Raw genomic sequence first — 25180 nt, 5'->3', positions numbered from 1 at the left:
GTACTGCATATGACTTGCTGGAATGTCCTCGGCCTCACCCCGGACGCCGATAGCCGCGCAATCAAGCGTCAATACGCGGCGTTACTGAAAAAGACCCGTCCGGATGACGACCCCGAGGGCTTCCAGCGCTTGCGCGAAGCCTACGAAGCGGCGTTGGCGTGGAGTGCGCAAGCGTACGACGAGGCCCCCGAGGTGCTGGTCGAGGAAACGGGCACCAGCCTCGACCAGCGCTACCAAGCCGCGATGGCCGACGGCACGCTGCTGCTCTTCGAAATTCACCTGTTGCAACGCAGTGTCGACGGCGAACTCGACGCCGCCGACACCCGGTGGGCGTTCGAAACGTTCAATTGGATGACGGCCTGGCAGCGCCTGGAACTGCCCGTTGCATTGATGCAAACCCTGGAATACCAACAACGCACCGCATTGCAAAAACCTCTGTACGAGGCCCTTGAGCAACAACACGACGGTGCATTCCTCGCCGCCTATGCCGCACGGAACGAGCGCACGTGGGTGAGCAAATACCCCCACGCCGACTGGTTCAACGAATGGCTGGCCAGGCTGCTGGCAAACAACCGTTATTGGTCGAGCGCGGTGTTTGACGCGGTCTGCGTCGGCCAGGGCTGGCACGGTGGCGCGGACCACAACTGCCCTGCCGATGAGTGGGCGTTGCTGCTGCGCCGCCAGCAGGCACCGCTGTTCCTGGCCCAGCAGCGTGCACTGGCCGTACAGCCGCCCTACAGCCCCCAGCAACGCGCCGCCCGCTTGCTGTTGGCACCGATGACACTCGGTCAGCGTCGGGCATTTGCCCAGCGCTTGGATGAAGACGACTGGCAGGCTTGCCAGGCACTCAGCGCGGACATCTACGCCGAACACGTCGCCGTGGCCGAAGCGATGCCCGGTGGCACCGTGTATTTCTGGCAAGGTTGGGACAAGAGCCTGGACACCTGGCCATGGTTGGTGGCGCTGCTGTTGGCGTGTGTGGTCGGCACCTTCGGGCAGGCCGACACCTTGCACGGCAACGTCGTCCCGACTGTCGGCCTAGGGCTGCTGTGGTCGCTGGCCTTTGCAATAGGCGCGGGTGTGGCATGGCAGGTCTGGCGGCCGCTGGCGCATCAATATCGCTTGCAGGACGAGCGCCTGAGCCAGCGCCTGCCGCGCTGGCTCAGCCCCACTCACCTGCCCTTGCTGCCGCTTCGTGATCTGCTGCCCGGTGGGGTGCTCGTCGCCGTCCTCGGTTACTGGTTCGGCCCCCTCGCCAGCCTGACCCTGGTGCTGGCACTGGCGTTGATCGGTGCAGTCAAGCGGCCGTTCATGAACCAACACACGCCGTGGTCCGTGCGCAACCCGCGCAAGACCAACCTCGCTATTGCGCTGTGCGTCGTCGGCGGCATCGCGCTGTACGGCGGCTTGAAGGTGCTCGACAACCACTACCTGGTCACTCGCAATCAAGGCCTGCAACAGTGGACCGAGCGTTTGTGCAGCCGCATGCCGCGCACCGCCGAACACTGCCAGGCCCCTGCGACGCAGGAGCAGTGGTATGGCCAGGAGGCTGCACAATGAATTCCAATTGGTTTATTGCCCTCGGCATTGCGCTGGTCATGGGCCTGTTTGGCCTCGCCGGTGCCGCCAGGCAAGTGCAACTGGTGGGGTTATGGTGGGACCAACGCGATGGCGCCGACACGGCAATGGCCAGCGCGCTGGCACCGCTCATCGATTGCGTCAACCGCGTCGACCGCGATACGCGGCTGGTGTACTACCGCCGCGCCAACCCGAACCTCAGCGATGGGCAGTCAACACTGTACCCCGCCGGCTATCCGCACAACCGCAGCGAATTCGGCGATACCACCGAGCCCGAGGCGCGGGTGATCCAGAAAGATGTCTGCGGTGAAAACATCGCGCTCAAACTCAAGAGCCAGCAACCCGGTAGCCGCTTGATCGGCGTAGCCGAGCGGTTCGTGCCGAGCCTGAATGCCATCACCGGGTTGATCTACGCGTCCAAGTCGTCCCAGCCACAGTCGGCGGCCTACGAACGATTGTTCAACGACAACATGTTGGCGCTGCTCAGGGAGAACATGCTCAAAGAAGGCGCGGCCTACACGTCGATCTCCGCCGAGCTGCGCCGCGCGCTGGAACGCGAGGAACAGCGCTTGCGACCCGCGCAACTGACCCTGCTAAAAGCTCGTTTCGGCGAGGACCTGCACTGGCACGTGCTCAATTACATGATCACAGCGCGCCAGGCAATCAACCAGGTCGACCAGGGCATGCGCAACGCCAGCCTCACGCCCCAAGCGCTGGCGACGCTGGCGGCCGCCGTACAAGTGGCTGGCGAGAACACTGAACGCTTCGCCAAAGGTGTCCCGCGCACCGCCCGCGACGAGGACGCGGCCTACCTCTGGTACAGCGTCAAACCGAGCGTCGACGCCTACCTTGAGGCGATGCATGCGTTGCTCAACGATTGGCTTGATCACGCGTCGCCGCAGCAACTGAGCGACGACTATTACGTCGTCGCCCGCCGCTATGACAGCCTGCTCAGCTACTACAATCGCCAGGCGCGCAACACGTTCTAGGGTCTTTTCAGCTTTAGATAAGATTGATGCAGGTCTGATGCCCAGCCATCGATCACACTCTTGACGTCATCGGCCTTCATTACCTGCGCGTCGTTGGCCAGCGGCTTGCCGGTGCCTTTGCGCACCACTTGGGCAAGCACCTTGCCGCTGGCCCCGTCGAGAAACTGTGCCTCAGTGCCCAACGTGGTTTCCTGGTCACGGATACCCGCGCCGGTACTCACCGCCGCCACGGCCAGCGCCACCGGAATGTACTCGTAAGGCTTGAGCGCTTCGGTCTTGCTGCTGACGGCGGTTATCGCTGCGCGTACCACGACCACCCCGGGGCCTGGGGCCTTGGCCAGCGGCAGGGATTTCTCCAGTTCACGCTTGAGCGCCTGGTTGTAGTAGGCGTTGATGCCATTGAGGGTGCTGTCGGGAATTTTTGCGCTGGCTTGGGGCTTGGGGTAGAACTGGGTCGGCTCGATAAACACCGCGTGGTAGCGGCTCAGGTCGAGCTTGGGATCGACCCAGCGCATCACTTCGGCGCCCGACGGCGACTTGGCCTCCTTGAGCTGGCTGTAGTCGGAAAGAAACCCGGAATATTCATCCGGTTGCGTGATTTTGCTGGCGCAGCCTGCCATTGCGATGGAGGCAACGCACAGCGCGCTGAGCATTAGTCTTGGTTTCATCACGGCACTCCTTGGCGATCATCACTGAAACATCGAGCTGTAGGTATAGCCAACTCTGGAGAAATAGCCGGCTCAGCTGCGTTCACGTGGAATCAGGCCCTGTAACTGCGAGGCCAGGAAATTCGCATCAAAGCCAAAGGTGTCCGGGTCTTTGAGGCCGTTGGTTTTCTTCCATAACCAGTCGTTTTTATCCGCCGGCAACACCAGCGAGACACTGCCGTGACGCGCGGCCGTCAGGCCCATTACCGCCACCGAGATCAAGCCGCCCGCACCCATGACATCCGGTACAAACTCCACGGTCTTGCCGGTGATCTGCACGTTCAACTTCTCGGTCTTGAAGGTCGAGGTCTCCACCGGGACGCTCGGGCCGCTCGCCACATAAGCTTCTCGGTGGACTTCAAGCAACCCGACTGTCTTGACCGGCTCCAGCCACTGCTCAATCTGCCCGAACAACTCGCCTAGCTTTTGCGCCCAACGGGCCGACTGCACATCAAATTGCTGTTTTTTGTGCGCTTCGGTGTTGGCGTAATGACGAAGCATCTCGCCCAGTTGCTGTACATCGTCCATTGCGGAACTCCTTGGGTGAGCCAGGTCGCGAGGGCTGATCATGGCAGATGCCGTCACACACCGTACGATTAAAGCCCGGGGCCATTGCGGTGCAGTGGGATAAAAGCGCAGGTCCCGCGATAAATAGCGGATCAGCGCCGCCAGTGGCCTTGTTTTCATAGCAAACAAACTGATCCGCATTAATGAGCTTTTACTGAGGCTGTTTTGTTTTTGTCACTCTTCCTACAGTGCCCGCCACTTGGAACCGTGGGAGGACTGAGCATGAGCACAGCAACAATCGGGCAGGCCTATAACTATAAAGTCGTCCGTCAATTCGTCATTGCCACCATCGCCTGGGGTGTTGTCGGCATGGCCATGGGCGTGTGGATCGCTTCGCAGCTGGTCTGGCCGCAAATGAACCTTGATCTGCCCTGGACCACCTTTGGCCGCCTGCGGCCCTTGCACACCAGCCTGGTGATTTTTGGCTTCGCCGGCAGCGCACAGTTTGCCGCCAGCTATTACGCGGTGCAGCGCACTTGCCAGGTGCGGCTGTTTTCCGACCGCTTGGCCGCGTTTACCTTTTGGGGTTGGCAGTCGGTCATCGTGATCATGCTGGTCAGCCTGCCGCTGGGCTACACCACCACCAAGGAGTACGCCGAAATCGAGTTCTCCGGTGCGGTGTGGATGGCGGTGGTGTGGGTAGCCTACGCGGTGGTGTTTTTCACCACCGTGGTACGGCGCAAAACCCGGCATATCTACGTGGGCAACTGGTTTTTCGGCGCGTTTATCCTGGTGATCGCCATGTTGCACGTGGTCAATCACCTGGCGATCCCGGTGGATTGGTTCAAGTCCTACCCGGTGTATTCCGGGGCGACCGATGCGATGGTGCAATGGTGGTACGGACATAACGCCGTAGGGTTTTTCCTGACGACGGGCTTCCTTGGGATGATGTACTACTTCGTGCCGAAACAAGTCGGGCGGCCGGTGTATTCCTATCGCCTGTCCATCGTGCACTTCTGGGCATTGATCACCCTGTATATCTGGGCAGGGCCCCACCATTTGCACTACACCGCGCTGCCGGACTGGGCGCAGTCACTGGGCATGGCAATGTCGCTGATCCTGCTGGCGCCGAGTTGGGGCGGGATGATCAACGGCATGATGACCTTGTCCGGCGGTTGGCATCAGTTGCGCACCGACCCGATCCTGCGCTTTTTGGTGTTGTCGCTGGCGTTCTACGGCATGTCCACGTTCGAGGGCCCGATGATGGCGATCAAGACCGTCAACGCCCTGTCCCACTACACCGACTGGACCATCGGCCACGTGCACGCCGGCGCGCTCGGTTGGGTGGCGATGATCACGTTCGGCTCGCTGTACCACATGGTCCCCAAGGTGTTCGGCCGCGAACAGATGCACAGTGTGCCGCTGATCAACCTGCACTTCTGGCTGGCGACCATCGGCACGGTGCTGTACATCGCCTCGATGTGGGTCAACGGTATTACCCAGGGCCTGATGTGGCGGGCGGTGAACGACGACGGCACCCTCACCTACTCGTTTGTCGAAGCCTTGCAGGCCAGCCATCCGGGGTTTGTCGTACGTTTCGCCGGTGGCGTGTTTTTCCTGACGGGCATGCTGCTGATGGCTTACAACACCTGGCGGACGGTGCGCAGCGCCGACGTGCGCATGGCCCAGCTAGATGCGCGAATCGCCTGATGTGGGGCTGGTTGCTGTTGATGTGCCTGTATGGCGCCGTGGAGTACTGCTTGCGCGGGCAATCCGAGCAGAGTCTGGATGACGCCAGCCTGCTCCCCTTCGCCGACGATCCCGAGGTGGCACAACGGGTGGAGCAGGCCACCGGCAAACAGGTCAACGCGGTTGCACCGGAACATGCCAAACCGGGCTGGATCAACCTCGACATGTGAAACTGCACCGGCGATTTGGTGGACAACTGCGTATGACTAATCCGTGGTCGATGGGTAAGGTGGGCCGACTACCCCTGTCAGGAGCATCGCATGCGCACCATCGGCCTTATCGGCGGCATGAGCTGGGAGTCCAGCGCCGAATACTACCGCCTCATCAACCAGCAGGTGCGTGAGCAACTGGGCCCGCTGCGCTCGGCGCAACTGTTGATGTACAGCGTGGATTTCGGCCCGGTGGCGCAGGCACAACACGCCGGGCGTTGGGACGACGCCGCGCTGATCCTCGAAGAGGCTGCGCGGCGCCTGCAAGCCGGCGGGGCCGACTGCGTCGTGCTGTGTACCAACACCATGCATCTGGTGGCGCCGCGTATCGAGGCGGCAGTGTCGATTCCGTTTCTGCACATCGCCGATGCGGCGGGGTTGGCCGCTGTTGCAGCAGGCACCTTGACCGTGGGTTTGCTGGGCACGGCGTTCACCATGGAACAGGACTTTCTCAAGTCACGCCTGGCCGACCACGGTTTGAGCGTGCTGGTGCCCGACGCGGACGAGCGCCAAGCGGTGCACCGGATCATTTACGAGGAGTTGTGTGTCGGCGTGATCAGCGAAGCCTCGCGCCAGGTCTACCAACGGGTGATCGAGTCCCTGGCCGCGCGCGGCGCCCAGGCGATCATTCTCGGATGTACGGAAATCGGCCTGCTGATCAAGCCGCAGCACAGCAAGTTGCCGCTGTTGGACACCACCGAGCTGCATGCGCAGGCTGCGGTAGTGTTCGCGTTGCAGGACTAGGCGGATTGGCGCAGGCGCGCCATGCTCACGGTGTCGACGAACGCGCCGTCACGCACGGCGTAATCGCGCATGCGCCCTTCCACCTCGAAACCGAACTTGCGGTACAACTGCTGCGCGGCTTCGTTGTCGGCGTACACCGTCAGCTCTACCCGGCGCAGGTTCATCCAGTTGTCGGCCACGTCCAGCGCGGCCGCCAGCAGGCGCGAGCCCACGCCCTTGCCCTGCCAGGCCGGGGCCACACCCATGCCGAACGATCCGACATGGCTGCGGCGCACACGCAGTTGTTGTTCCAGGCCGAGTTGGCCGATCACTTCCCCGCCATGCACCGCCACCAGCTGTAGGCGCCGCTCGTTGTCCATTTCCAGCTTGTTGCGCCACGCCTCAATCGATTGGAAAGGCATTTGCAGCACCTGACGGCACACGGCCGGTTCGTTATAGAGCGCGGCGACGCCCTCCAGGTGGGCCTCGGTAAAACGCTGGATGACGATATGGGGTTCAGGCGTGTGCATTGTGTTTCATCCTTTGAAAGACAAGTGGCCGCCCAGTGTAGAGGCCACGCCCGCCCGCTGGCTAGGGTGCCGGCTGAGTCGTCCACAACGACGGCCAATCGCCATAAGCCACGCCGGTGCAGCGCGGCATCACATGAAACTCGCTGAGCTGGAACGCCTTGCCGTCAAACACCCAGACGCCACCGCCACCGCAGTCTCCGATCCCACGCTGCTTGTAGAAGTAACTGAGGGTGCCGGTGCTTTCGTCGTAGCCAACCGAGCCTTGCAGTTCCGCCGCGTCCAGCGGCAATGGCTGCAGTTTCAACTGAGTTTGTTTGTAGGGCGCTTGTCGTTCACGGCGGCTGACATCGAACTCGCAGTTGTAGGCTGCGCAGTCATAACGCGTGACAGTCATCGCTTCCTTCTCTGACAGCGCGCCCACGTTGGCTTCGGCTTCACCCTCCTCCGGCGTGACCGCCTGCAATGCGGCGGCGACCAGCCCGGCTTGTTCTGTCGCGCTCAGCGGTGGCGCGGTTTGGAACCTACGCAGCACGGGGGGCGGCAAGCGCGGCGGCACTTCACTCGCGGCCCCCTTGCCCGGCCGTGCGAGTGCGGTAACGTTATCCACCCGCCCTTGTACCGCATCCATCAACAGCAACGCTGCACTCAGCCCGCTCAGCGATACGTGGGCCTCGTCTTCACCCGGCAACTGCAAGCGCTGGCCATTGCGCAAACGCTGCAACAGACGCCGCGCCGCGGCCTCTTCGATCACGCCGTAGGACTGCATGTCGGGATCGCCGCCCTGATCGTCCAGCTCGACGTGCAAGTCGCGGGTCAGGTCCGGCCCCAGCGGCTGACCGTCCAGCCGCAGGGTGGAAAGGTCCACGGCCTGGCCGCGATGGTCAAAGCGCAAACGCAGATAGCCTTCAGGCCCGGCCTGATGCCAGAGATGCAAGGTCAGCGAGCTGTAGTCCTCTTCGTCGACGCCGCTGGGCGCGCTGAGGGCGTGGCAATTGCGCAGGTTGTCGCAACCGATGACCCACTGCTTGATTTCCCGCACCAATGGCACGGTTTCCACAGGCGGTTGAGCCAAGGCTTGAGGGGTGATAGCGGCCAGCAACAGGGCCGGAAGTAAGCGGCGCAGCATGGGGACTCTCCGTGTCGAAAAGGCGCGGATTGTCCCATGTCTGGGGCGTTGCGTCAGCGTCGAGCGGCAGTGCGCCACACCCGCGCAATATCCGCGGCCCGTTCGCGCAACAACCGTGGTGCCTCGCTGCACGCCTGTTCCAGGCTCATCGGACCGGACGGCAAGGCGAACGCGGCATCGACACCGTGGGCATACATTTGCGCATAACCGTCGCCAAGGGTGCCCGCGATGACGATCACCGGCACATTGTGCCGCTGGGCGATACGCGCCACGCCAAACGGAGTTTTGCCGCGCAGGGTCTGGGCGTCGAAGCGGCCTTCGCCGGTGATCACCAGGTCGGCACCGCGTACGGCGGCGTCGAGGCCGACCAGGTCGGCGACGACTTCCACACCGGCGCGAAACTGTGCGCCGAGGAAAGCTTTGGCGGCGAAACCGAGGCCACCGGCCGCACCACTGCCGGGTTCGTCGCGTACGTCTTTGCGCAGGACTTGGGCGCAGTGGTCGGCGTAGTGACTGAGTGCGGCATCCAGTTGTTGCACTTGCGTGGGATCGGCACCTTTTTGCGGGCCAAAGATGGTCGAGGCGCCATGAGGGCCACACAGTGGGTTATTGACGTCGGCAGCGATTTCAAAGCGCACCTCGGCCAGGCGTGGGTCAAGCCGCTCGAGATTGATCCGCGCCAGGCGCGACAAGGCCAGGCCACCCGGTGGCAACGGCTGGTCCTGGGCGTCGAACAACTGCATGCCAAGCGCCTGCATCGCGCCGCCGCCACCGTCATTGGTGGCGCTGCCGCCAATCGCCAGGATGATGCGCTGTGCACCCAGGTCGAGTGCGGCGCGAATCAGTTCGCCGGTGCCGAATGTGGTGCTGCAACAGGCGTCGCGCTGCCCCGGTGGTACCCGTTGCAGGCCGCTGGCTTCGGCCATTTCGATGATCGCTGTGTGGCTGTCGGCCAGCCAGCCCCAACGCGCGTCAACCGTACCGCGCAGTGGCCCCTGCACTGTTTGGCTGCGCAGTTCGCCGTTACAGGCGGCGAGTACCGATTCCACCGTGCCTTCACCCCCATCCGCCATTGGGCACTGGAGCAACTGCGCATCCGGCCAGACGTCGGCCAAGCCTTGGGCAATAGCCTGGGCGACGCCTTCGGCACTCAGGCTGTCCTTGAACGAGTCGGGGGCGATGATGATCTTCATGGGCTTTCTCCGGTTTTTATAACGCCCATGCTGCCAGTTGGCAGCGCCGATGACGCCGGTCCGATGCACAAGTACGGCTGGGCTTTGTTGTTCATTCCGACAAAGCCTGGGGCAACAACTGAACACCGAGGTAGAGCGCGAGCATGCCGTCCAGGGTCAGTGGGTCGACGCCACTGAGTTCGGCGATGCGCTCCATGCGGTAACGCAAACTGTTGCGATGGATGCCCAGGGCATCGGCGCAGGCCTGGCTCTGGCCGTCGTGCTCGCACCAACTGCGCAGGGTTGCCTGCAATTGGCCGTTGGCGTCCTTGGCCAGCACCTTGCGCAGGGGGTTGAGCAACTCGTCGAGGGCATCATCGTTGCGGTGGCGCCAGAGCATGACCGGCAGGCGAAAGCGGTTGAGGGTCAGCAGCCGTGTGTGCGGCAGGACATCGCGGCCATAGGCGAGCAAATCGCCGACACGGCGGTAGCAACGGCGCAGCCCGGGCAAACCGTCGGCTTGCCCGCCGACGGCGACGCGCAGGATGTTCCAGCCCTGGCCTTCGAGCTTTTCCAGCAACCGTGGGTTATCCACCGGCAGGGCTGCCGGGCGGCACCAGAGCAGGGAAAACTGCGCCGAGCTGACACACCAGCTGTCGGGGTAGCGCGAGGTCAGCCAGGCATTCAAGGCTTCTGCCGATTGGCCCGGGCCCAGTTCAAACAGGTACGGCGTGCGTGCCAGTTGCGGTTTGAGCCCCAGTTGCTGGGCTTCGTCCACCAGACGGGGGGAGTCGCCGGTTTCGGCCAGCAGCAACGCCAGCAGATCGTCGCAACGCTGGCGCCGCCATTGTTGCTCGGCCTGCTGATGGCGATGGCTGACCAGCATTTCAGCGGTCATGCGCACCAGCTCGGCGTAGGTGCGCAAGCCTTCCGGTTCGCCGGTGATGCCGAGTACGCCGATCAGGCGCTGGTCATGCAGCAGCGGCAGGTTGATCCCCGGCTGCACGCCCTTGAGGTGCTTGGCGGTCTGCCCATCGATTTCCACCACACGCCCATTGGCCAGCACCAGTTGCGCGCCTTCATGACGGGTATTGATGCGCTCCGGCTCGCCGCTGCCGAGAATCAGCCCCTGACTGTCCATGACGTTGACGTTGTAGGGCAGGATGGCCATGGTGCGATCGACAATATCCTGCGCCAAGTCATGATCCAGCTCGAACATGGGGCTATTTTCCTGAAAAAGCGGGTTGTTCACCGGCACAGCGCAAAGGGAGGTTCACTGTGCGCGAGCACAAAGACAGTACCCCGTCACGTCACCGAGACTGTTTAGGCGATCAACGTTACCCTCGCATCGCGAAAAATCATAATAAAGAGAGACTGCCATGTCACAGAGCGCCACTGCCGCACTGGCTACCGATGACGATAAAAACGCCATCTACAAACGCATCACCCTGCGCCTGATCCCCTTCATTTTCATCTGCTATCTGTTCAATTACCTCGACCGGGTAAACGTTGGCTTTGCCAAGTTGCAGATGCTCGATGCCTTGAAGTTCAGCGAAACCGTGTACGGCCTGGGTGCCGGGATCTTCTTTATCGGTTACGTGCTGTGCGGCGTGCCGAGCAACCTGGCACTGACCAGGTTCGGGCCGCGGCGCTGGATTGCGCTGATGATGATCGTGTGGGGCACCTTGTCTACGTGCCTGCTGTTCGTCACCACGCCGACGCACTTCTATACCCTGCGTCTGTTTACCGGGGCTGCCGAGGCCGGGTTCTTTCCGGGGGTGGTGCTGTATCTCTCGCAGTGGTTCCCGACGTTCCGACGTGGGCGGATCATGGCGCTGTTCATGTCGGCGATTCCGGTCTCGGGCTTGCTGGGCAGCCCGTTCTCCGGCTGGATCCTCAATCACTTCGCCGCCGGCCAGGGTGGCCTCGCCGGCTGGCAATGGATGTTCCTGCTGCAAGGCATCCCGACCGTGATCCTTGGTGGCCTGGCTTACTTCCTGCTCAGTGACAGTTTCGCCAACGCCAAGTGGCTCAAGCCCCACGAGCGTGCGGTACTGGAGGCCGATCAGGCGACTGACCTGGCCAATAAGCCCAAGACCACCACCGACTCCCTCGCCGAAGTGTTCAAGAACCCGGCGATCTGGGCGTTTGGCCTGATTTATTTCTGCATTCAGAGCGGTGTCTACGCGATCAACTTCTGGCTGCCGTCGATCATCAAGAACCTGGGCTTCAGCGATAACCTGGTAATCGGCTGGCTCAGTGCAATCCCGTATCTGTTGGCGGCGGTCTTCATGCTGCTGGTGGGGCGCTCCGCCGACTTGCGCAAGGAGCGTCGTTGGCACCTGGTGGTGCCGATGTTGATGGGGGCGATAGGTCTGGTGATTGCGGTGAACTTTGCCACGACGCCAGCCATTGCGATTCTTGGCCTGACCATCGCAACGATGGGCGCCCTCACTGGCTTGCCGATGTTCTGGCCAGTACCGACCGCCATGCTCAGCGCAGGCGCGGCGGCAGGTGGCTTGGCGTTGATCAACTCCATGGGACAGATGGCCGGGTTCCTCAGCCCCTATATCGTCGGCTTTGTGAAGGATGCCACCGGGTCGACGGACATGGCGTTGTACCTGCTGGCGGCGGTGATTGTGGCCGGTAGCGTGCTGGCCCTGCGCATGACCCGCAGCCTCAAGGTTTAACGCGGCCTCTGTAGGAGATGGCGTGTGTGGGAGTGGGCTTGCTCACGAAAGCGGTGGATCAGTGAATACACCTTTGACTGATACACCGCTTTCGCGAGCAAGCCCGCTCCCACACAAGCCCACTCCCACAGGCCTATTGCGCAGTTACAACAGGCCGCCGCCGTCGATGTCGATGACACTGCCGGTGATGTAGCCGTTTTCCATGGCCAGCACGTAACCTGCCGCCACTTCTTCCGCCTGCCCTACCCGACCAACCGGCAACGCGCTGCCCGCCTTGGCGAACATCGCCAGTCGCTGCTCTTCGGCCAAGCCTGCATACGCGGGCGTATCAATCACCCCCGGGCTGATCACATTGACCCGACGCGGCGCCAGCTCCTTGGCCAATTGTTTGCCCAGTGCCTCTGTCGCGGCATTGATGCCGATCTTGATGAACTGCCCCGGCACCACTTTGCGGCCCAACTGCCCGGAAGTCAGGCTGATGCTGCCGTGCGCGTCAAGGAATGGCAGCGCCAGTTGGATCGCACGCAACGAGCCCCAGAGTTTGACGTTGAAATTGTCCTGGGCCTCGTGCAGATCGGTGTCTGTCAGGGCCTTGGCGCGTACGTTCGGTCCCGAGGTGTAGACCAGGTGATCAAAATGCCCGACGTTTTCGAACAGGCGCTGTAGCGAGGCTGCGTCGGTGACATCCACCGGCTCGCTGCGCAGGCCGTGTTCGGCGCTCGACGTCAGGCGGCGGCCAGCCAATACCACGTGGGCGCCTCGGGCGGCGGCGGCCTTGGCCACGGCCGCGCCTATACCGCTGCTGCCACCAATGACGATCACGGTTTTGCCGTTCAGGGGAGAAGTCATGAAGAACTGTCCTGGTTGAGAAAGTGAGCGTTCATCTTCTCAGCTTGGTAATCGGCGAAAAATCCCGGTAAAACGACAAGATCTTTAAAGGATTTTTATAAATGAGCTCGATCCTTGATCTGGAAGTCTTCGTGCGCACCGCCGACACCGGCAGCCTTTCGGCGGCTGCGCGAGGCCTGAACCTGACGCCTGCGGCCGCGAGCATCGCCCTCAAGCGCCTGGAGACGCGCCTGGGTTTTCGTCTGCTGGCCCGTTCTACACGCAGCATGCGCCTGACCGAAGAAGGCCGGCGCTACCTCGACAGCGTGCGCGTGGCGCTGGCCGCCTTGTCGGAGGGCGAGCAGGCGCTGAAGCAGCAAAACCAAGGCCTGAGCGGCCTGCTGCAAGTGGCCGCGCCATCGGACTTCGGGCGCAATGTGGTGCTCGGTTGGCTGGATGAGTTCAAGGCCCAACACCCCAATATCCGCCTGCAACTGATGCTCAACGACAGCAATGCCGACCTGTTCCGCGAAACCATCGACATCGCCCTGCGCTTTGGCGTGCCCCAGGACTCCAGCCTGGTGGCGCTGCCGATCGCCCCCGCGCATTGCCGCGTCGCCGTCGCCAGCCCCGCGTACCTTGCACGCCACGGTACGCCCCAGGCGCCCCTGGAGCTGTCGCAGCACAGCGCGCTGCGGTACATGCGCCAAGGCCAGATCAGCAAGACCTGGCGTTTTCGCCGCGCCAACGAGCTGCAAGACGTCGACGTGAGCGGAGATTTCCTCAGTGATGACGGCGAAATCGTACGCCGCTGGGCATTGGCCGGGCACGGTATTGCCTACAAGGCCAGGCTGGATGTCATCGGCGATATTCGCGCTGGCCGGCTGCTGGCGCTGTTCGAGGATTGGCAGGGAGAGCCCGCCCCCTTGAACCTGATGTGCCCACATCGGCTGCAAGTGTCGGAGCGGGTGAAGGTGCTGCATCGATTTCTCCAGGAGCGTTGCCAGGCCTTGCTGAGCACATGAAGAAACGCGTGCGGGGCTTGTTCCAGAGCCTGCGAGTCTGGTATTGCATAACCCACGTTTCACCGCCAGAAAGGAGCTATCCATGATCTACCGCACATTGGGCCAGTCCGGCTTGAAGGTCAGTGCCTTGACCCTGGGCACCATGATGTTTGGCGAGCAGACCAACACCGAGGACTCGCTGCGCATCATCGACAAGGCCTGGGACCAGGGCATCAATTTTATCGACACCGCTGACGTCTATACCGGTGGGCGCTCCGAGGAAATCGTCGGCGAGGCCATCGCCCGTCATCGTGACGATTGGATCGTCGCCTCCAAAGTCGCGATCGGCCCCACCGATGGCCTGCCCAACCGCAGCGGCCTGAGCCGCAAGCGCATCTTCAATGCCCTGGAAGCCAGCCTGACCCGCCTCGATACCGACTACCTGGACATCTATTACCTGCACCGCGAAGACCATGACACGCCGCTGGAAGTGACCATCTCGGCGATCGGCGACCTGATCCGCCAGGGCAAGATCCGTTACTGGGGGCTGTCCAACTACCGTGGCTGGCGCATTGCCGAAGTGATCCGGGTGGCCGAGCGCCTGGGTGTCGACAAGCCGGTGATCAGCCAGCCGCTGTACAACATCGTCAACCGTCAGGCCGAGGTCGAGCAACTCACGGCAGCGGCGGCCTATGGCTTGGGCGTGGTGCCTTACAGCCCACTGGCGCGGGGGGTGCTCAGCGGCAAGTACGCGCCGGATGTCACGCCCGAAGCCGGCAGCCGCGCCGCGCGCCAGGACAAGCGCATCCTCGAAACCGAATGGCGCGTGGAGTCGCTGCGCATCGCCCAGCAGATCCAGCAATACACCCAGGGACGTGGCGTGGGAATCGTCGAATTTGCGATCGCGTGGGTGTTGAACAACACCGCGGTGAGCTCGGCGATTGTCGGACCGCGTACCGAAGCACAGTGGGATGCCTACATTGGGGCGCTGGAGGTGAAGGTCACGGCAGCGGATGAGGCGTTTATTGATTCGCTGGTGACGCCGGGGCATTCGTCTACGCCGGGGTTCAATGATGTCGGGCATTTTGTGTCGGGCCGAGTCGCACGGACGTAACCGCACTGTGGTGACCAGGGCGCTTGCTGTGGCGAGCGCCCTTGGGACAGATTGGACGGGCGGGAGATTTTCCTGGAAAACGCCCCAAAACAGCGCACCTCTTTCACGCCAAAAGCACCATAATCCCCTCCTCTCTTGTCTCAATCGGTTTTCGCGAGGACTGCGTGTCTAAAGGTGTGGTGTTATCGGTGTTGGCCTCGGTGTTGTTTGCCGTGATGTATTACTTCACATCACTGCTCACGCCATTGAGCGGCCTGGAGATTTTCGGCTGGCGCATGCTGCTGACCGTGCCGTGCATGACGGTGTTCATGATCATCAGCGGCGAATGGCGACGGGTGTGGGAATTGCTGCAGATGCTTGCACACAAGCCGCGGCTGATCGGTGGTGTGCTGCTGTCTTCGGCGTTGCTGGGCGTGCAGTTATGGCTGTTCATGTGGGCGCCGCTCAATGGGCGCAGCCTGGATGTATCGGTGGGGTATTTCCTGTTGCCGCTGACCATGGTGCTGACCGGACGCCTGGTGTACGGCGAGCGCTTGTCGCGCCTGCAGCAGATCGCAGTGCTTTTTGCCGGGCTCGGGGTGTTGAACGAGCTGTATCAGGCCGGTGGTTTTTCCTGGGCGACCTTGGTGGTGATCATCGGTTACCCCGTCTATTTCATCGTGCGCAAGTACCTGACCACCGACCACTTGGGCGGGCTGTGGCTGGATATGGCGTTGATGCTGCCCGTGGCATGGTGGTTCGTGCAGCACGGCGAGCAAGGGTTTGCGGTGATGGACAGCCACCCCAAGTTGTATGGGTTGATTCCCATGCTCGGGGTCATCAGTGCATCAGCGCTGGTGAGTTACATCATTGCCAGCCGCTTGCTGGCATTCAGTTTGTTCGGGCTGCTCAGTTATGTGGAACCGGTGCTACTGCTGGGCGTGGCGCTGATCCTGGGTGAAGGGATCAAGGGCGGCGAATGGCTGACCTATATCCCCATCTGGCTGGCGGTGATGGTGCTGGTGTACGAGGGCTTCAAGCATCTGGTACGCCAGCGCAAGGCATGAATGACAGGCCTGAAAAAACCCGGTGAATACCGGGTTTTTTATTTTTCGAGGACGTCAGTCGGTGGCCAACACGCCACGACGCACCTGATCCCGCTCAATCGACTCGAACAATGCCTTGAAGTTGCCTTCGCCGAATCCATCGTCGCCCTTGCGCTGGATGAACTCGAAGAACACCGGGCCCATCAGGGTTTCCGAGAAGATCTGCAGCAGTAGGCGCTTGTCGCCTTCGATGGACGAACCGTCCAGCAGAATGCCACGGGCTTGCAGTTGGTCTACCGGCTCGCCGTGGTTCGGCAGGCGGCCTTCGAGCATTTCGTAGTAGGTGTCCGGCGGTGCGGTCATGAAGCGCATGCCGATATTCTTCAGCTTGTCCCAGGTCTTGACCAGGTCGTCGGTGAGGAATGCCACGTGCTGGATGCCCTCGCCGTTGAACTGCATCAGGAACTCTTCGATCTGCCCGGCGCCCTTGGAGGACTCTTCGTTCAGCGGGATGCGGATCATGCCGTCCGGGGCGCTCATGGCCTTGGACGTCAGGCCGGTGTACTCGCCCTTGATGTCGAAGTAGCGCGCTTCGCGGAAATTGAACAGTTTTTCGTAGAAGTTCGCCCAATAGGCCATGCGCCCACGGTAGACGTTGTGGGTCAGGTGGTCGATGACCTTGAGGCCGGCGCCTTGGGGGTTGCGGTCCACGCCATCGAGGAAAACGAAGTCGATGTCGTAGATCGAGCTGCCTTCGCCGAAACGGTCGATCAGATACAGCGGCGCACCGCCGATGCCTTTGATGGCCGGCAGGTTCAGTTCCATCGGGCCGGTCTCGATATGGATCGGCTGCGCGCCCAGCTCAAGGGCGCGGTTATAGGCTTGTTGCGAGTCCTTGACGCGAAACGCCATGCCGCATACCGACGGGCCGTGTTCGGCCGCGAAGTAGGACGCGATGCTGTGGGGTTCGTTGTTGAGGATCAGGTTGATTTCGCCCTGGCGATACAGGTGCACGTTCTTCGAACGGTGGGTCGCCACTTTGCTGAAGCCCATGATCTCGAAGATCGGCTCCAGGACGCCCGGCGTTGGTGATGCGAATTCGATGAATTCAAAGCCCATCAGGCCCATTGGGTTTTCGTATAGATCTGCCATGATTTGGCGCCTCATCATTTCTTGTCATTAACCATCGAGTTAGGTGCGAGCAAGGATGAGGTCTGACGGTGGCGCGCAGGAAAGGCCTCGCACACTGCGGGCGAGGAAGTCACCAAAGATGAGGGGGGAGCCGAGTAGCTTCATGGTTACATCAGTCTCTGACGGCCGAGGCTTGCGTGAGCGCAAGTCCATATTCTTGTATGCGTAAATCGATTCTACACAGCGTAACAGTATTTGTCCGTACTCTTATCAAATCCCCATTGCCCTGGGCTGCGCAAGGGGTTTGTTGCACAGGTAGATGCCCAGCAGGATCACTGCGCCGCCCAGCAGCATGGGCGACGTCAGTTGCTCGTCGAGCAGTAGTGCGCCGCAGATCACCGCGGTCAGTGGGTTGAGTGCAATAAAGACCCCGGCGCGGGTTGCACCGATGCGGCGGATACCGTCGTACCAGGCGATGTAGGCCAGTGCCGAGCCCAATACGCCGAGGTACAGCAGGCTTAGCCATTGCGGCAGATGGATCGCGGCCACCGCGGCCAGCGTGAGTTTGCCGCTGACGGCCGTGACGGTCGCGAGCATGGCGGTACCCAGCAGGATGGACCACGTTACTGTTTGCAACGGCCCCAGGCTTTGGTTGAGGGTTCGTGAATACAGGGAGTACACGCCCCACCCCACCACGCAGCCGAACACCAGCACGTCGCCCAGCCAGGCCTGGTCGGTGCTGATGAGTAGCTGTGGATTACGGCTGATGATGACCACACCCGCCCCGCCCAGGCACAAGGCAATCCCCAGGCATTTGCCGGCGCCCAAGCGTTCTTTGAACAGCAGCCACGCGGCCAGACCGATAACCGCCGGGTTCAGTGCAACGATCAGGGATGCCCGCGACGCATTGATGTAGTGCAGGCCGTAGAAAAAACACAAGTTGTAGAAAAAAATCCCGAAGAACCCCAGCACGGCCAACTGCAACAGTTGCCCACCGCGTGGCCGCACCAGGCGCACGCGGGTAGCGCCCATGAAGCCCAGCAGCGCGGCGCTGGCCAACATAAACCGCAGGGTCGCCGCCAGCAGCGGGTCGACGCCGGTAGCCAGGTAACGTCCGGCAACGAAAGTGGCGCCCCAGATCATGGTCACGGCGCAAAGCTTCAGGTAGGTCAGGCGGTCAGTCATCAACGGGGCTCTTTACGGTGGATATTGGCGTATCCTCCGGGTAATGACCGATCATCGTAAAATGAGTAAATACTCATGACACTCACGCAACTGGAAATTTTTTCGCGGGTGGCGGAGCTGCACAGCTTCACCAGCGCAGCGCATCGTCTGGGTATCAGCCAATCGGCGGTATCCCATGCCATCAAGGCCCTTGAGCAGGAACTGGGCGTCGAATTGTTTCGGCGGCATCAGGCCCAGATCGAACTCAGCGATATCGGCCAGCAACTGGTCATGCGCGCCCGCACGCTGCTGGGCGTGGCCAATACCCTACAACAGGAAGCTTCCGATGCCCGCGGCATGAAACGTGGCACGTTGCGCATCGGCTCTTTCGGCCCCACTGCGTCCAACCGCTTGCTGCCGCCCATCCTCACGCAGTTTCGCCACGAACATCCGGGGATTGAAGTGCACGTGGATGAAGGGCCGGACCGCCAGGTCCTGCAATGGCTGGACGAGCGGCGTGTCGATGTGGGTTTCGTGGTGCTCGAACAGGAGCGCCTCGATACCTTTGCGTTGTTCAAAGACCAGATGGTCGCCTTGCTGCCGGCGGCACATCCGCTGACTGCGCAGCCTAGCGTGGCGTTGAAGGCGCTGTGCAACGACCCGTTCATACTGACTGAGGCCGGTTCCTTGGAGTTGGTCTCACGGCTATTCAGCACTGCACGACTGACACCCAAAGTACGCTACCGCTGCGCGCAATTGCTCAGTACGCTGGAGGCGGTCAGTCGCGGTGATGGCCTGAGCGTGGTGGCCGAGGCTTCATTGCCGCCAACGCCGGACCCGCGTTATGTCGTGCGCGCCCTATCCCCACCGGTCGTACGCGAAATCGGCCTGGGGGTGCTGGATCAACGCCAGGCGAGCCCGGCGACCCTGGCGTTCATTCAGATTGCACAACGGATTTATGGGTAGGCGCCTACTGGCCGAACGGCCAGGTACAGCGAGCTTAATTGCGCCGCGCCATCTATCATCGATTTAATCTGAATTGCCATTCGGCGCTTTTCCCACCTTGCAACAGGCCGTTTCTTCCATGCCCCTGACCCTCAACGGCCCGCGAAAACGCGCCACCCGCTCTATGATCACCGTGCTCAGCGGGCTATTACCGATGGTTTTAGGCGGGGTCATTCTGTACTGGCAAGCCGAACGCACCCTACAGCAGAGTACTGCTCAGACCGCCCTTGAAGCGGTGCGTCAATTCGACCTGATGCTCGACAACACCGCCCTCGCCGCCCAGGCCCTGATTCCATTGGCCGGGCAGCCCTGTGATAACGCCGCGCAATTGGCCTTGCGTGAACAAGTCACGCGCCGCCCGTTTGTGCGTGCCACGACGCTGTCCTGGCAGAGAAACATCTATTGCAGCTCACTGTTCGGCGGTGAGTACGCGTCGCCGGTGAACCCGGATGACTACGTTGAGGGCAATCTGTGGTTGATGAACGGCAACCCGGTGACCCCCGATACGGCGCTCCTGGTGTATCGCCTGGTCGATGGCGACAAAGCCGCGTTTGCCTCGATTGACGGCTACCACCTGACCAACGCCCTGCGCCTGATCAGCCGCTACGCGCTGCTGGTCCTGCAAGTGGGGCCCAACTGGCTGGACGCCAGCGGCAAGGTGCATGACAGCGCCGTGCCGGAATTTGCCGTGGCGCATCATCATTTGGCCTCCACGCGCTATCACTACAGCGTCGAGGCCGGCATGCCGTCCGGTGAAGTGTGGCGCTACATGGAAGCCCGCTACCCGGCGTTGTTCAGCCTGCTGGTGTTCTTCGGGATACTGGCCGGCGTCCTCGCGCATTGGCTGCAAAAACGCTCCTGCGCGCCGACCCATGAGCTGCAACGGGCGTTGGGCGCCAACGAGTTCATACCGTATTTCCAACCCGTGGTGCGCGGCGATACCCGTGCGTGGGCCGGTTGTGAAGTGCTGATGCGTTGGCAGCATCCGAAGGAAGGCCTGGTGCGCCCGGACTTGTTCATTCCCCTGGCCGAGCACTCAGGCCTGATCGTGCCGATGACCCGCGCCCTGCTGCGCCAGACCGCCGCGCAGTTGGCACCGCACGCCGAGCGCTTCAGCCCGGGCTTCCATATCGGCGTGAACATCACCGCACGCCATTGCGAAGACCTGGCGCTGGTTGAGGACTGTCGCGAATTCCTCGGCGCCTTCGCGCCTGGCCAGGTCACGCTGGTGCTCGAATTGACCGAACGCGAGCTGATCAAGCCGACCGATACAACCCGACGCTTGTTCGACGCCCTGCATGGATTAGGGGTGATGATCGCCATTGATGACTTCGGTACTGGGCATTCCAGCTTGGGCTACTTGCGCAACTTCAATGTCGACTACTTGAAGATTGATCAAAGCTTTGTCGCCATGATCGGTGCGGATGCGCTCTCGCGGCATATTCTCGACAGCATCATAGAACTGTCCGGCAAGCTCGACCTGGGCATCGTTGCCGAAGGCGTGGAAACAGTCGAGCAATGCGAATACCTGGCGGCACAAGGTGTGGACTTCCTGCAAGGTTACCTGTTCGGGCGGCCGTTACCCTGTGATGAATTCATTAAATCGCTGGGCAGCCATTGAATAGCCGGCCACTAACAAGCTGAAATAATGTTGTTTACACAAAAGACGTGATTTACTCGTGGCGGATTAACTACTACAATTTTTCATGCCTGTGCAGAACTCGCAAAAAGCGCCACTTTCTTTAAGTCACCTTAAAGCCGTTGGCTCATAGCTTTGTCTGCAGTTGTATCCGCCAACTACACTATTGGAGTACAGATTTTGTCCAGACTCGCCGAATTTCGCGCAGCAGAAAAAGCCCTTCAAGAGCAGCTGGCCCAGCTGGAGTCGCTGAAGAACGACGCTGGCCTGAAGAAAGAAATCGAATTCGAAGAAAAGCTTCAAGCGCTGATGAAAAGCTACGGCAAAGGCCTGCGCGACATCATCTCCATCCTTGACCCGAACCCGGGCAAGGCCAGCGCTGCAACCGCCAGCGCCCCGAAACAGCGCCGTGCACGTGTGGTCAAGGTCTACCAGAACCCGCACACCGGCGAACTGATCGAGACCAAAGGCGGTAACCACCGCGGCCTGAAAGCCTGGAAAGAACAGTACGGCGCCGCCACTGTAGATTCCTGGCTTCGCGGCTGATCAACACGCACTAACAAAGAGCCCCGCACTTGCGGGGCTTTTTTTGCTTCAGGGTTCGAAAACGAACTTAACTAACATTTCATATTGTTCAAACGCGTTCGGTGTATCGCGCTCAAAGTTTCAAGCTGTCACGTACCGAACTGACTTCGTCCTTACTGGCGTCGTACGCTTGGGCTTGGCCTGCGTATGAAAAAACATACGCCTTATCCGCATCAATCGCGCCCACCAATGTTTGCGAAATCACGCGCCGGCCATTCTCGGTAATCACACAAGTAGTTTCCAGGGCGTCGAGGCGGCTCAAGGTCGTCGTGTGCATCTTGCTGCACACGCTTTGATAGCCGCTGCGGGCGAAATCTTTCTGGATGGATTTACGCATTTCCATCAATACGCCCTCAAGATTAACTTTATGCCCCTCTTCAATCGGTGTGCCGGTCAATTCCATGACCATCAGCGTCAAGCCATTTTCATCATTCTTGATCGCGCGCTGGCGCGACACTGCCTGAGGAGGAACGGGCGCTTCGCCGTCGGGTGTGACTTCCTCGACTTGCCAACCACTGGGCCAATGGATTTGCGGCTCGGTCGCCAATGCAAAGGGGCTGACCAGCAGCAAACACACAGCGCTCAACAACGCTTTACGTAATTCGATCATTGCAAAAAACACCAGAGGGCCAAGCGTTAAAGTTTGAGCCCCGCCCCTGCTGGTCGCAAGGCCTGCGTGGGCTTTTTAATTTGGCGCCGGGGTCGGGGCTTGCGTATCATGGCCCGGCTGCACGGATGCCGGCCGCAAGCCAAGGAACCGCTCCTTATAGGAGTTGCGTTTGCCCCATTTTTTTCTGGAGGGCCCATGAGCCTGCACGAACTGAACACCTTCCCGGGCGTCACCGCCCAACCTGATACCGCGACCGCGAACTTCGTGTTCAATCACACCATGTTGCGGGTCAAAGACATCACCAAGTCGCTGGATTTCTATACGCGCGTCCTGGGTTTCTCGCTGGTTGAGAAGCGTGACTTCCCGGAAGCCGAATTCAGCCTGTACTTCCTGGCCCTGGTGGACAAGTCCCAGATTCCAGCCGACGCGGCTGAGCGCACGCAGTGGATGAAGTCGATCCCGGGCATCCTGGAACTGACCCACAACCACGGCACCGAAAACGACGCCGACTTCGCCTACCACAACGGCAATACCGACCCGCGCGGCTTTGGCCACATCTGCATCTCGGTGCCGGATATTGTTGCCGCCTGCGAACGTTTCGAGGCCCTGGGCTGTGATTTCCAGAAACGCCTGAACGATGGCCGCATGAAGAGCCTGGCGTTCATCAAGGACCCGGATGCGTACTGGGTCGAAATTATTCAGCCAGCACCGCTGTAAACAAAAAACCCCATGATCACTCATGGGGTTTTTCATTTCAGCCAGGCAACTTACGACGTGCGGATCAAGTGATCAAAAGCACTCAGGGAAGCCTTGGCGCCCTCGCCTACGGCAATCACGATCTGCTTGTACGGCACAGTCGTTACATCACCGGCGGCGAACACCCCTGGCAGTGACGTCTCGCCACGGGCATCGACGATGATCTCGCCACGGGGCGACAGTTCGACAGTGCCTTTGAGCCAGTCGGTGTTGGGCAGCAAACCGATCTGTACGAAAATGCCTTCCAGATCGACCGTCTTGAACTCGCCGCTGTCGCGATCCTTGTAGGCCAGGCCGGTCACTTTCTGGCCATCGCCTTTGACCTCGCTGGTCAGCGCGCTGGTAATCACATCCACGTTGGGCAGGCTGTGCAGCTTGCGTTGCAACACCGCGTCGGCGCGCAGCTTGCTGTCGAATTCCAGCAAGGTTACGTGGCTGACGATACCGGCCAGGTCGATGGCCGCTTCCACGCCAGAGTTACCGCCGCCAATCACCGCTACGCGTTTGCCCTTGAACAGCGGACCATCACAGTGCGGGCAGAAGCACACGCCCTTGGCTTTGTATTCCTGCTCGCCCGGCACACCCATTTCACGCCAACGGGCGCCGGTGGCCAGGATTACGGTCTTGGACTTGAGGGTCGCACCGCTTTCGAAGCGGATTTCGTGCAGTTCACCGGGGTTCTTCGCCGGGATCAGGGCACTGGCGCGCTGCAAGTTCATGATGTCTACGTCGTACTGGCGCACATGCGCCTCAAGGGCACTGGCCAGTTTCGGCCCTTCGGTTTCCTGTACCGAGATAAAGTTCTCGATGGACATGGTGTCCAGCACTTGGCCACCAAACCGCTCGGCGGCGACACCCGTGCGGATGCCTTTACGCGCAGCGTAGATCGCAGCGGACGAACCGGCCGGACCGCCACCCACGACGAGCACATCAAACGCGTCTTTGGCGCTGATCTTCTCGGCGGCTTTTTCGAGGCCGCTGGTATCGAGCTTGGCGAGGATTTCTTCCAGGCCCATGCGGCCCTGACCGAAGTTCACACCGTTGAGGTAAACGCTTGGCACCGCCATGATCTGGCGCTCATCCACTTCTGCCTGGAACAGCGCGCCGTCGATGGCGACGTGGCGGATATTCGGGTTGAGCACGGCCATCAGGTTCAGCGCCTGGACCACATCCGGGCAGTTCTGGCAGGACAGCGAGAAGTACGTCTCGAAGTTGAACTCGCCTTTCAGGGCGCGGATCTGTTCAATCACCTCGACACTGGCCTTCGACGGGTGGCCACCGACTTGCAGCAGGGCCAGCACCAGCGAAGTGAACTCATGGCCCATCGGGATGCCGGCAAAACGCAGGCTGATTTCGGCACCCGGACGATTGATCGAAAACGATGGTTTGCGCGCATCATTGCCATCGGTTTTCAGGCTGATCAGCGTGGTGAGGCTGGTAACGTCCTGCAACAGGGCCAGCATTTCCTGGGATTTCGCGCCGTCATCGAGGGAGGCGACGATCTCAATCGGCTGGGTGACCCGTTCCAGGTATGACTTCAACTGAGCTTTAAGATTGGCGTCCAACATACGGGCGATTTCCTTTAATTCTGGGTAAAAAAAACGCCCGAGCGAATCTCGCCCGGGCGTTTTTGAGGGCGGTTGCAGCTGACTTAAGGTGCGGATACCCGCCCTGGATACTTCATTGACTTAGATCTTGCCGACCAGGTCCAGGGACGGAGCCAGGGTGGCCTCGCCTTCTTTCCACTTGGCTGGGCACACTTCGCCCGGGTGGGCAGCGACATACTGGGCAGCCTTGATTTTGCGCAACAGCTCGGAAGCGTCACGGCCAACACCGCCGTCGTTCAGCTCAACGATCTTGATCTGACCTTCTGGGTTGATCACGAAAGTACCGCGGTCAGCCAGGCCTGCCTCTTCGATCAGGACGTCGAAGTTGCGGGAGATGGTCAGGGTCGGGTCGCCGATCATGGTGTACTGGATCTTGCCGATGGCTGGCGAGGTGTTGTGCCAGGCAGCGTGGGCAAAGTGGGTGTCGGTGGAAACGCTGTAGATTTCGACGCCCAGTTTCTGGAATTCGGCGTAGTTGTCAGCCAGGTCTTCCAGCTCGGTTGGGCAAACGAAGGTGAAGTCGGCTGGGTAGAAGAACACGACGGACCATTTGCCTTTCAGGTCAGCGTCAGACACATCTACGAAGTTGCCGTTTTTGTATGCGGTAGCTTTGAACGGTTTTACTTGGCTGTTGATGATAGGCATCGTTGACTCTCCGTCAGGGGTTAAGAAGTTGATGAAGTGAATCCTACCCAGTCTCTGGGCCGATGGCTCATTGGCAAACCTGATGCT

25 protein-coding genes are annotated in these 25180 nt (G+C 61.0%); 13 read left to right on the top strand and 12 right to left on the bottom strand.

Going from position 1 to position 25180, the window contains the following annotated elements; all coding sequences use genetic code 11:
- The first annotated feature begins 9 nt into the window (after positions 1-9).
- Positions 10-1560 (top strand): J domain-containing protein, encoded by a 1551-nt coding sequence (locus OPU96_RS05465; RefSeq protein WP_498558797.1) that lies wholly within the window; start codon positions 10-12, stop codon positions 1558-1560.
- Positions 1557-2567: a DUF3829 domain-containing protein gene (locus OPU96_RS05460; protein ID WP_498558796.1), complete on the top strand. Its 1011-nt coding sequence runs from the start codon at positions 1557-1559 to the stop codon at positions 2565-2567. The genes OPU96_RS05465 and OPU96_RS05460 overlap by 4 nt, the downstream gene beginning before the upstream one ends.
- On the opposite strand, the gene OPU96_RS05455 is transcribed toward OPU96_RS05460, so the two are convergent.
- Both OPU96_RS05455 and OPU96_RS05450 read right to left on the bottom strand, forming a co-directional pair.
- Positions 2564-3235, bottom strand: coding sequence for a DUF3313 domain-containing protein (locus OPU96_RS05455; protein WP_226456812.1), 672 nt, complete (start codon positions 3233-3235; stop codon positions 2564-2566). The two genes, OPU96_RS05460 and OPU96_RS05455, sit on opposite strands and share 4 nt — an antisense overlap.
- Before the next feature lie 72 nt (positions 3236-3307).
- Positions 3308-3802, bottom strand: a complete 495-nt coding sequence (locus OPU96_RS05450; protein WP_226456813.1) for a hypothetical protein — start codon at positions 3800-3802, stop codon at positions 3308-3310.
- Between the two features lie 261 nt (positions 3803-4063).
- Here OPU96_RS05450 and ccoN point away from each other — a divergent pair, with 261 nt between their 5' ends.
- From ccoN to OPU96_RS05435, 3 genes are all read left to right on the top strand, one after another.
- Entirely contained in the window at positions 4064-5491 is a 1428-nt protein-coding gene (gene ccoN / locus OPU96_RS05445) for a cytochrome-c oxidase, cbb3-type subunit I (protein ID WP_498558795.1), read from the top strand.
- Positions 5491-5700, top strand: coding sequence for a cbb3-type cytochrome c oxidase subunit 3 (locus tag OPU96_RS05440; RefSeq protein ID WP_192300035.1), 210 nt, complete (start codon positions 5491-5493; stop codon positions 5698-5700). The genes ccoN and OPU96_RS05440 overlap by 1 nt, the downstream gene beginning before the upstream one ends.
- 90 nt (positions 5701-5790) lie before the next feature.
- Complete coding sequence (locus tag OPU96_RS05435; RefSeq protein ID WP_498558794.1) at positions 5791-6483, top strand: aspartate/glutamate racemase family protein; 693 nt, start codon at positions 5791-5793, stop codon at positions 6481-6483.
- On the opposite strand, the gene OPU96_RS05430 is transcribed toward OPU96_RS05435, so the two are convergent.
- The 4 genes from OPU96_RS05430 to OPU96_RS05415 form a co-directional block, all read right to left on the bottom strand.
- Positions 6480-6992 carry a GNAT family N-acetyltransferase gene (locus tag OPU96_RS05430; protein ID WP_226456817.1) on the bottom strand — a complete coding sequence of 171 codons (513 nt, stop codon included), beginning with the start codon at positions 6990-6992 and terminating at the stop codon, positions 6480-6482. The genes OPU96_RS05435 and OPU96_RS05430 overlap by 4 nt on opposite strands.
- Positions 6993-7053: 61 nt before the next feature.
- Positions 7054-8118, bottom strand: coding sequence for a DUF1176 domain-containing protein (locus tag OPU96_RS05425; protein WP_498558793.1), 1065 nt, complete (start codon positions 8116-8118; stop codon positions 7054-7056).
- 53 nt (positions 8119-8171) lie between these two features.
- Positions 8172-9311 carry a glycerate kinase gene (locus OPU96_RS05420; RefSeq protein WP_498558792.1) on the bottom strand — a complete coding sequence of 380 codons (1140 nt, stop codon included), beginning with the start codon at positions 9309-9311 and terminating at the stop codon, positions 8172-8174.
- Between the two features lie 91 nt (positions 9312-9402).
- Positions 9403-10509: a sugar diacid recognition domain-containing protein gene (locus OPU96_RS05415; protein ID WP_192300030.1), complete on the bottom strand. Its 1107-nt coding sequence runs from the start codon at positions 10507-10509 to the stop codon at positions 9403-9405.
- 160 nt (positions 10510-10669) lie between these two features.
- On the opposite strand from OPU96_RS05415, the gene OPU96_RS05410 reads away from it, so the two are divergent.
- Positions 10670-11980 carry an MFS transporter gene (locus tag OPU96_RS05410; RefSeq protein ID WP_226456821.1) on the top strand — a complete coding sequence of 437 codons (1311 nt, stop codon included), beginning with the start codon at positions 10670-10672 and terminating at the stop codon, positions 11978-11980.
- A 144-nt stretch (positions 11981-12124) separates the two neighbouring features.
- Here OPU96_RS05410 and OPU96_RS05405 read toward each other — a convergent pair whose 3' ends face one another.
- Positions 12125-12829, bottom strand: coding sequence for an SDR family oxidoreductase (locus OPU96_RS05405; protein ID WP_226456823.1), 705 nt, complete (start codon positions 12827-12829; stop codon positions 12125-12127).
- A 101-nt stretch (positions 12830-12930) separates the two neighbouring features.
- On the opposite strand from OPU96_RS05405, the gene OPU96_RS05400 reads away from it, so the two are divergent.
- From OPU96_RS05400 to rarD, 3 genes are all read left to right on the top strand, one after another.
- Positions 12931-13833: a LysR family transcriptional regulator gene (locus OPU96_RS05400; protein ID WP_305390704.1), complete on the top strand. Its 903-nt coding sequence runs from the start codon at positions 12931-12933 to the stop codon at positions 13831-13833.
- Positions 13834-13915: 82 nt separating this feature from the next.
- Positions 13916-14926: an aldo/keto reductase gene (locus OPU96_RS05395; RefSeq protein WP_498558791.1), complete on the top strand. Its 1011-nt coding sequence runs from the start codon at positions 13916-13918 to the stop codon at positions 14924-14926.
- Between the two features lie 164 nt (positions 14927-15090).
- Entirely contained in the window at positions 15091-15972 is an 882-nt protein-coding gene (gene rarD, locus OPU96_RS05390) for an EamA family transporter RarD (protein ID WP_305390706.1), read from the top strand.
- 54 nt (positions 15973-16026) lie between these two features.
- On the opposite strand, the gene hppD is transcribed toward rarD, so the two are convergent.
- Both hppD and OPU96_RS05380 read right to left on the bottom strand, forming a co-directional pair.
- Positions 16027-17103 (bottom strand): 4-hydroxyphenylpyruvate dioxygenase, encoded by a 1077-nt coding sequence (hppD, locus tag OPU96_RS05385; RefSeq protein WP_192300024.1) that lies wholly within the window; start codon positions 17101-17103, stop codon positions 16027-16029.
- Positions 17104-17352: 249 nt separating this feature from the next.
- Entirely contained in the window at positions 17353-18267 is a 915-nt protein-coding gene (locus OPU96_RS05380) for a DMT family transporter (RefSeq protein ID WP_305390708.1), read from the bottom strand.
- Between the two features lie 75 nt (positions 18268-18342).
- Here OPU96_RS05380 and OPU96_RS05375 point away from each other — a divergent pair, with 75 nt between their 5' ends.
- The 3 genes from OPU96_RS05375 (at position 18343) to OPU96_RS05365 (ending at position 21436) form a co-directional block, all read left to right on the top strand.
- Complete coding sequence (locus OPU96_RS05375) at positions 18343-19212, top strand: LysR family transcriptional regulator (protein WP_305390710.1); 870 nt, start codon at positions 18343-18345, stop codon at positions 19210-19212.
- Positions 19213-19330: 118 nt separating this feature from the next.
- Positions 19331-20872: an EAL domain-containing protein gene (locus tag OPU96_RS05370; protein ID WP_498558790.1), complete on the top strand. Its 1542-nt coding sequence runs from the start codon at positions 19331-19333 to the stop codon at positions 20870-20872.
- A 198-nt stretch (positions 20873-21070) separates the two neighbouring features.
- The gene (locus tag OPU96_RS05365) at positions 21071-21436 is read left to right on the top strand and encodes a histone-like nucleoid-structuring protein, MvaT/MvaU family (protein WP_192300020.1); all 366 of its coding nucleotides are present in this window, start codon (positions 21071-21073) and stop codon (positions 21434-21436) included.
- A gap of 112 nt (positions 21437-21548) precedes the next feature.
- Here OPU96_RS05365 and OPU96_RS05360 read toward each other — a convergent pair whose 3' ends face one another.
- Positions 21549-22085, bottom strand: coding sequence for a DUF4946 domain-containing protein (locus tag OPU96_RS05360; protein WP_226456831.1), 537 nt, complete (start codon positions 22083-22085; stop codon positions 21549-21551).
- A 195-nt stretch (positions 22086-22280) separates the two neighbouring features.
- Between OPU96_RS05360 and gloA the strand changes: the two genes are divergently transcribed.
- Positions 22281-22802: a lactoylglutathione lyase gene (gloA, locus tag OPU96_RS05355; protein ID WP_498558789.1), complete on the top strand. Its 522-nt coding sequence runs from the start codon at positions 22281-22283 to the stop codon at positions 22800-22802.
- A 50-nt stretch (positions 22803-22852) separates the two neighbouring features.
- On the opposite strand, the gene ahpF is transcribed toward gloA, so the two are convergent.
- Both ahpF and ahpC read right to left on the bottom strand, forming a co-directional pair.
- A complete protein-coding gene (gene ahpF / locus OPU96_RS05350) occupies positions 22853-24409 on the bottom strand; it encodes an alkyl hydroperoxide reductase subunit F (RefSeq protein ID WP_226456832.1) in 1557 nt (518 codons plus the stop codon).
- A 120-nt stretch (positions 24410-24529) separates the two neighbouring features.
- Entirely contained in the window at positions 24530-25093 is a 564-nt protein-coding gene (gene ahpC / locus OPU96_RS05345) for an alkyl hydroperoxide reductase subunit C (protein ID WP_010210361.1), read from the bottom strand.
- Between the last annotated feature and the right edge of the window lie 87 nt (positions 25094-25180).

It is taken from the genome of Pseudomonas sp. RP-B7, assembly GCF_059803535.1.
The sequence above is the reverse complement of the archived record's forward strand: the minus strand, read 5'-3'. Positions and strand labels throughout refer to the sequence as shown.